The organism is Pseudomonas sp. WS 5410 (assembly GCF_012985645.1).
GTDB classification, from domain to species: Bacteria; Pseudomonadota; Gammaproteobacteria; order Pseudomonadales; family Pseudomonadaceae; genus Aquipseudomonas; species Aquipseudomonas shahriarae.
Genome location: NZ_JAAQWS010000012.1, coordinates 199,265 through 206,436 on the forward strand (window position 1 = coordinate 199,265; position 7,172 = coordinate 206,436).

Sequence of the window (7,172 nt, forward strand, 5' to 3'; positions counted from 1 at the left end):
CAGCCTACGGGAGGCCGGGGTTTTGGGTATTGCGCTGGAGCAGTGTTTATTCGACAGCCTTGACCATGTCTTCAATGACCTTCTTCGCGTCGCCGAAGACCATCATGGTCTTGTCCAGGTAGAACAGTTCGTTATCCAGGCCGGCATAACCACTGGCCATCGAGCGCTTGTTGACGATGATCGTCTTGGCCTTGAAGGCTTCGAGAATCGGCATGCCGGCGATCGGCGATTTCGGATCGTTCTTGGCGGCCGGGTTGACCACGTCGTTGGCGCCGAGCACCAGCACCACGTCGGCCTGGCCGAACTCGGAGTTGATGTCTTCCATCTCGAACACCTGGTCATACGGCACTTCGGCCTCGGCCAGCAGCACGTTCATGTGACCAGGCATGCGCCCGGCGACCGGGTGGATCGCGTATTTCACGGTGACGCCGCGATGGGTCAGCTTCTCGGTCAGTTCTTTAAGTGCATGCTGCGCCCGCGCTACCGCCAGGCCATAGCCTGGGACGATGATCACGGTGTCGGCGTTGGTCAGCAGGAAGGTGGCGTCGTCAGCCGAACCGGACTTCACCGGGCGTGCCTCTTTCGAACCGGCCGGCCCTGCCGCATCCGGCGTATTGCCGAAACCGCCGAGCAGCACGTTGAAGAACGAGCGGTTCATCGCCTTGCACATGATGTACGAGAGGATCGCGCCGCTCGAACCTACCAGGGAGCCGGCAATGATCAGCATCGAGTTGTTCAGCGAGAAGCCGATACCCGCCGCAGCCCAGCCGGAGTAGCTGTTGAGCATCGACACGACTACCGGCATATCCGCGCCGCCAATCGGGATGATGATCAGCACGCCCAGCACGAAGGCCAGGGCCAGCATCAGGGCAAAGGCGCTGAGGTTGCCGGTGAACATAAACACCAGGCCCAGACCCAGGGTGGTCAGGCCCAACACCAGGTTCAATTTATGCTGGCCGCCAAACTGTACCGGTGCGCCCTGGAATAGACGGAACTTGTACTTGCCTGACAGCTTGCCGAAGGCAATCACCGAACCGGAGAAGGTAATGGCACCGATAGCGGCACCGAGGAACAGCTCCAGGCGGTTGCCCGCAGGAATCGCATCGCCCAGTTGCTTGACGATCCCCAGGGATTGCGGCTCGACCACTGCGGCGATCGCAATAAACACCGCTGCCAGGCCGATCATGCTGTGCATGAAGGCGACCAGTTCCGGCATCTTGGTCATTTCTACGCGCTTGGCCATGATCGAGCCGGCGGTACCGCCGACCAGCAGGCCGACAATCACGTAGCCGATGCCGGCAGTGGCAAGTTCTGCACCGAGCTTATAGATGAGGCCAACGGTGGTGAGTACCGCCAGCGCCATGCCCAGCATGCCGAACAGGTTGCCGCGTCGGGACGTGGTTGGGTGCGACAGGCCTTTGAGGGCCTGGATGAAGCAGATCGACGCGATCAGGTAGAGCGTCGTGACGAGGTTCATGCTCATTACTTCTGCACCTCTTCTTTAGCCTTGGGCGCTTTCTTCTTGAACATCTCAAGCATCCTACGGGTAACCAGGAAGCCGCCGAACACGTTAACGGCAGCCAGGGCCACGGCCAGGGTGCCCATGGTCTTGCCCAGTGGCGTGACGGTGAGTGCGGCGGCGAGCATGGCGCCGACGATCACAATCGCCGAGATCGCATTGGTCACGGCCATCAACGGCGTATGCAGCGCGGGGGTGACGTTCCAGACCACGTGGTAACCGACATAAATCGCCAGCACGAAGATGATCAGGTTGTAGATACCGGGGGAGATAAGCTCTTCCATCGTCTGAATCCCTGCTTAGGCGTTTTTGCGGATGACTTGGCCGTCGCGGCACATCAGGCACGCGGCGACGATGTCGTCTTCGAGGTTGATTTCAAACTGCCCTTCCTTGGTGAAGACCAGCTTCAGGAAGTCCAGCAGGTTGCGCGCATAAAGGGCTGAAGCGTCGGCAGCGACGGCACCGGCAAGGTTGGTCGGGCCGCAAATGGTCACGCCGTTCTCCACCACCACCTGGTCGGCGACGGTCAGTGGGCAGTTGCCACCTTGGGCGGCGGCCAGGTCGATCACCACGGAGCCTGGCTTCATCTGGGCGACGGTTTCGGCGCTCAGCAACGTCGGGGCCTTGCGACCCGGGATCAGGGCGGTGGTGATGACGATGTCGGCTTGCTTGGCGCGCTCATGCACGGCCAGGGCCTGACGCTGCATCCAACTGGTGGGCATGGGGCGTGCGTAGCCGCCGACACCGACGGCGCATTCGCGCTCTTCATCGGTCTCGTAGGGCACGTCGACGAACTTGGCGCCGAGGGATTCGATCTGTTCCTTCACGGCCGGACGGACGTCGGACGCTTCGATGACGGCACCCAGGCGTTTCGCCGTAGCGATGGCCTGCAGGCCGGCCACACCAGCACCGAGGATCAGCACACGGGCGGCTTTCACCGTACCGGCGGCAGTCATCAGCATCGGCATGAAGCGCGGGTAGTGATGGGCCGCGAGCAACACCGCCTTGTAGCCGGCAATGTTGGCCTGGGACGACAGCACATCCAGGCTCTGCGCACGGGAGGTGCGCGGGGCGGCCTCCAGGGCGAAGGCAGTGATGCCATGTTCGGCCAGGCGGGTGATGGTTTCGTTGCTGAACGGATTGAGCATGCCCACCAACACGGTGCCGCTTTTAATCAGCGTCAGTTCGCTGTCGCTGGGGGCGACCACCTTGAGAATCAGCTCGGCGCCAAACGCGTCGCTGGCACTGCCAATGGTTGCGCCTGCCGCTTCATAGGCACTGTCGACGACGCTGGCATTGATGCCTGCGCCGCTTTGTACAGTGACCTTATGGCCCTGGCCGATCAGCTTCTTGATGGTTTCCGGGGTTGCAGCAACCCGCGTTTCACCGGTCTGGGTTTCGAGAGGAACACCAATGTGCACGTCAAATCTCCTGCATGATCTTTTTGCTTTTGATTTTTGTAAAAAGGCCAGTGCACCGCGAGTGGCGCAACTGGGGCGGCCGATCAGCACGACCCCGCTGAAATGACAGCAGGGCGCGGCATTTTGCAGGCGAACTTTACGGCCTTCAAGGGATTATGACGGGTGACGAAAAATTAACTACAAGTCACCCTGTGACTGATTGTCGCAACGTGCCGAAATAACCTCTTTGAATACAGGTGTTTAAAGGCTTCGGGCGGAAAAAGACAATTTTTGCAATTGTCGTCATGAATAGCGGGTCATGGGGGGTGAATAACCCCTGTAGCGCTGATAGCTATTGGCTTTCAGGTCATTTTTGCATTGATCGGTACAGTCTGTCTAAAGGCGACATATATTTATATCTGTAGTGCTATAAATTATCTGACTACAAGGTCAGTAAATATCACGGGCGTCTAGAACTGGTGGCTGTAGCGTTGTGCCTGATCAACCAGCCAGTCTCGAAAGGCGCGCAGCGACGCGGATTCGACCTTTCTCTCGGGAATCATCAAGTAATAAGCCTTGCTGCTGGTCAGCGCCTGCGGGTTGGCGATCACCAATTGCTTCTCGCCCAGTTCGCGTTGAATAAGGAACGGTGGGATCAGCGCAATGCCCATGTCATGCATGGCCGCCTGGGACAGCATGGAGAATAGTTCGTAACGCGGGCCTGTCATGTCCCGGGGGATATTCAGTTGCTGGGCATTGAACCACTGGCGCCAGGCGTAGGGCCGTGTGGTTTGCTGTAGCAGCGGCAGTTCGGCGATTTCCTCTGCGCTGAAGTGCGAGCGGTTCTCCAGCAATCGCGGGCTACAAACGGGAACCGGGTTTTCGCCCATCAGTCGGTGGGATTCGGTCCCGGACCAGTCGGCATCGCCGAAATAGACCGCGGCATCGAATTGCGTATCGGCAAACAGGAATGGGCGAGTGCGGTTGGTCAGGTTCACCGTGACTTCGGGGTGTTGTTGCTGGAAGTCCTTGAGGCGCGGGATCAGCCACTGCGTGCCGAACGTGGGCACTACTGCCAGCTCGATGACATTGGCGCCCTGCTGGCCCATCACTGAGAGAGTGTCGCGCTCCACGGCATCTAGTTGCGTCGCGACCCGCCGGCTATAGGAAAGCCCGGCTTCCGTGAGCTTTACACCACGTCGCGAGCGTCGAAACAGTTCGACACTCAAAAACTCCTCGAGGCTGGCGATCTGTCGGCAGATTGCGCCTTGGGTAATGGATAGCTCCTGCGCGGCCTTGGTAAAGCTCTCGTGGCGGGCTGCCGCTTCAAAACTGACCAGTGCCGTGGTGCTGGGGATCTTCCTGCGCATGTACCGTCGCCTCACTAATAAAGAGCAGTTTTGCCCTTTTCAATCATGACGAAGTGAGAAATTAGCACAAGCCTATGCAAAAACCTCGTTTGCCCTCCTCGCCTGTCCGGCCTAGGCTCCATGCACGACTTTTGATTTACTTCGCGAGGACTCACTCATGGGCGGTAAGGCAAGCTTCAACTGGATCGATCCACTGCTGCTGGATCAACAGCTCACAGAAGAAGAGCGCATGGTGCGCGACAGCGCTGAGCAATTTGCCCAGGACAAGCTGGCACCGCGTGTGCTGGAAGCCTTCCGTCATGAAAAGACCGATCCTGCAATTTTCCGTGAAATGGGCGAGACCGGCCTGCTCGGCGCGATGATCCCCGAGCAGTACGGTGGCAGTGGCTTGAACTACGTCAGCTACGGCTTGATTGCCCGTGAAGTGGAGCGTGTCGACTCCGGCTACCGCTCGATGATGAGCGTGCAGTCGTCCCTCGTCATGGTGCCGATCAATGAGTTCGGTACTGAGGCGCAAAAACAGAAGTATCTGCCCAAGCTGGCCTCGGGTGAGTGGATTGGTTGTTTCGGCCTGACCGAGCCCAACCACGGTTCGGACCCGGGCGCGATGATTACCCGTGCGCGCAAGGTGGATGGCGGCTACAGCCTTACCGGCAGCAAGATGTGGATCACCAACAGCCCGATTGCCGATGTGTTTGTGGTCTGGGGCAAGGACGACGCCGGCGATATCCGTGGTTTTGTCCTGGAGAAGGGCTGGAAAGGCCTGAGTGCCCCGGCGATTCACGGCAAGGTCGGCCTGCGCGCTTCGATCACCGGCGAAATCGTCATGGATAACGTGTTCGTTCCCGAAGAAAACATCTTCCCCGATGTGCGCGGCTTGAAAGGGCCGTTCACCTGCTTGAACTCGGCGCGCTATGGCATCTCCTGGGGCGCGTTGGGGGCAGCGGAGTTCTGCTGGCACACGGCGCGTCAGTACACCCTTGATCGCCAGCAGTTCGGGCGTCCATTGGCTGCCACACAATTGATCCAGAAAAAGCTCGCCGATATGCAGACCGAGATCACTCTCGCCCTGCAGGGTTGCCTGCGTCTAGGGCGGATGAAGGATGAAGGAACGGCGGCGGTGGAGATCACTTCGATCATGAAGCGTAACTCCTGCGGCAAATCCCTGGATATCGCCCGTATGGCCCGTGACATGCTGGGTGGCAACGGTATCTCCGATGAGTTCGGGATCGCCCGGCACCTGGTCAACCTGGAAGTGGTGAATACCTACGAAGGCACGCATGACGTCCATGCGCTGATCCTCGGACGTGCACAGACTGGTATCCAGGCGTTTTATTAATAGGAGTGTGACCATGGGCGCGCTATCGCATCTGCGGGTACTGGATTTGTCACGGGTGCTGGCAGGGCCCTGGGCCGGGCAGATTCTTGCGGATCTCGGGGCCGAGGTGATCAAGGTCGAGCGACCTGGCAGTGGCGACGATACGCGCGCCTGGGGGCCGCCGTTCCTTAAGGACGCTTATGGTGAGAACACCACTGAGGCGTCCTACTACTTATCGGCCAACCGTAATAAGGAGTCGGTGACTATCGACTTCACACGGCCGGAGGGGCAGAAGCTGGTCCGGGACCTCGCGGCGAAGTCGGATATCTTGATCGAGAATTTCAAGGTTGGCGGTTTGGCGGCGTATGGCCTGGACTATGAGTCGCTCAAGGAGCTCAACCCGGAGCTGATCTACTGCTCTATCACAGGGTTTGGCCAGACCGGGCCGTATGCGGCGCGCGCGGGCTATGACTTTATGATCCAGGGGTTGGGCGGGCTGATGAGTCTGACGGGGCGTCCCGAGGGTGATGAGGGCGAAGGTCCGGTCAAGGTGGGTGTGGCACTGACCGACATTTTGACCGGGCTCTACTCTACGGTGGCGATTCTGGCGGCGTTGGCGCACCGCGACCATGATGGTGGCGGCCAGCATATTGATATGGCGTTGCTGGATGTCCAGGTGGCTTGCCTGGCTAATCAGGCGATGAATTACCTGACGACGGGTGTATCGCCCAAGCGGCTGGGCAATGCACATCCGAATATCGTGCCGTATCAGGACTTTCCCACCGCTGACGGCGATTTCATCCTGACCGTGGGTAACGACAGTCAGTTTCGCAAGTTTGCCCAGGTTGCCGGGCAGCCACAGTGGGCCGATGATCCGCGGTTTGCTACTAATAAGCTGCGGGTGGCCAATCGGGCGGTGCTCATTCCGTTGATTCGCCAGGCCACAGTGTTCAAGACCACCGCCGAGTGGGTGAGCCAGCTGGAGCAGGTCGGTGTGCCCTGTGGGCCGATCAATGATCTGGCGCAGGTGTTTGCCGATCCTCAAGTGCAGGCGCGCGGGTTGGCTATAGAGTTGCCGCATCCGCTGGCAGGCAAGGTGCCGCAGGTGGGGAGCCCTATGCGGCTGTCCAAGACGCCGGTGGAGTATCGCAGTGCGCCGCCTCTGCTGGGCGAACATACGGCTCAGGTGCTAAGCCAGGTGCTGGGATTGGGGGCGGCCCATGTGGCGGCTTTAAAGGAAGCGGGGGTCATTTGAGGTGTTTCTTCTATATAGAGGGGGTTTCTATATAGAAAGGCTGGTTGTTTTTTAAACGATCGTAACTAATTGATAGAAAAGCAAAATTAAGGGTTGACGGCAGATTCTGGAAGTCTATAATTCGCCCCACTTCCGGCGCAGTCGAAACGGAAAACTCCTTGGTAAACAAAGAGTTACGCAGAATTCGACAGCGAGTTGCTTCAGTTCATCGAAGCCCAGAAGGAGTTGGTAGAGCAGTGTTGTTTGGCTCTATTAACGTTTCGATCCTCTCGGTCGAAAGCGGAGAAAAAGAGGTGTTGACAGCAGCGTG

At 58.9% G+C, this 7,172-nt stretch carries 6 protein-coding genes; 2 read left to right on the forward strand and 4 right to left on the reverse strand.

Features of this window, described 5'->3' with window-relative positions:
- Positions 1 to 46: 46 nt before the first annotated feature.
- The 4 genes from HBO24_RS18640 to HBO24_RS18655 all read right to left on the reverse strand — a co-directional run bounded on the left by HBO24_RS18640 (position 47) and on the right by HBO24_RS18655 (position 4,289).
- A complete protein-coding gene (locus HBO24_RS18640; RefSeq protein ID WP_057957922.1) occupies positions 47 to 1,483 on the reverse strand; it encodes an NAD(P)(+) transhydrogenase (Re/Si-specific) subunit beta in 1,437 nt (478 codons plus the stop codon).
- Positions 1,483 to 1,803: an NAD(P) transhydrogenase subunit alpha gene (locus tag HBO24_RS18645; protein WP_003233786.1), complete on the reverse strand. Its 321-nt coding sequence runs from the start codon at positions 1,801 to 1,803 to the stop codon at positions 1,483 to 1,485. The genes HBO24_RS18640 and HBO24_RS18645 overlap by 1 nt, the downstream gene beginning before the upstream one ends.
- Before the next feature lie 15 nt (positions 1,804 to 1,818).
- Positions 1,819 to 2,940, reverse strand: a complete 1,122-nt coding sequence (locus tag HBO24_RS18650; RefSeq protein WP_057957923.1) for a Re/Si-specific NAD(P)(+) transhydrogenase subunit alpha — start codon at positions 2,938 to 2,940, stop codon at positions 1,819 to 1,821.
- Between the two features lie 449 nt (positions 2,941 to 3,389).
- A complete protein-coding gene (locus HBO24_RS18655) occupies positions 3,390 to 4,289 on the reverse strand; it encodes a LysR family transcriptional regulator (RefSeq protein ID WP_057442148.1) in 900 nt (299 codons plus the stop codon).
- 157 nt (positions 4,290 to 4,446) lie between these two features.
- Between HBO24_RS18655 and HBO24_RS18660 the strand changes: the two genes are divergently transcribed.
- Positions 4,447 to 5,628 carry an acyl-CoA dehydrogenase gene (locus tag HBO24_RS18660; protein ID WP_029290432.1) on the forward strand — a complete coding sequence of 394 codons (1,182 nt, stop codon included), beginning with the start codon at positions 4,447 to 4,449 and terminating at the stop codon, positions 5,626 to 5,628.
- Between the two features lie 13 nt (positions 5,629 to 5,641).
- Entirely contained in the window at positions 5,642 to 6,862 is a 1,221-nt protein-coding gene (locus HBO24_RS18665) for a CaiB/BaiF CoA-transferase family protein (RefSeq protein WP_169960476.1), read from the forward strand.
- Positions 6,863 to 7,172: the final 310 nt, after the last annotated feature.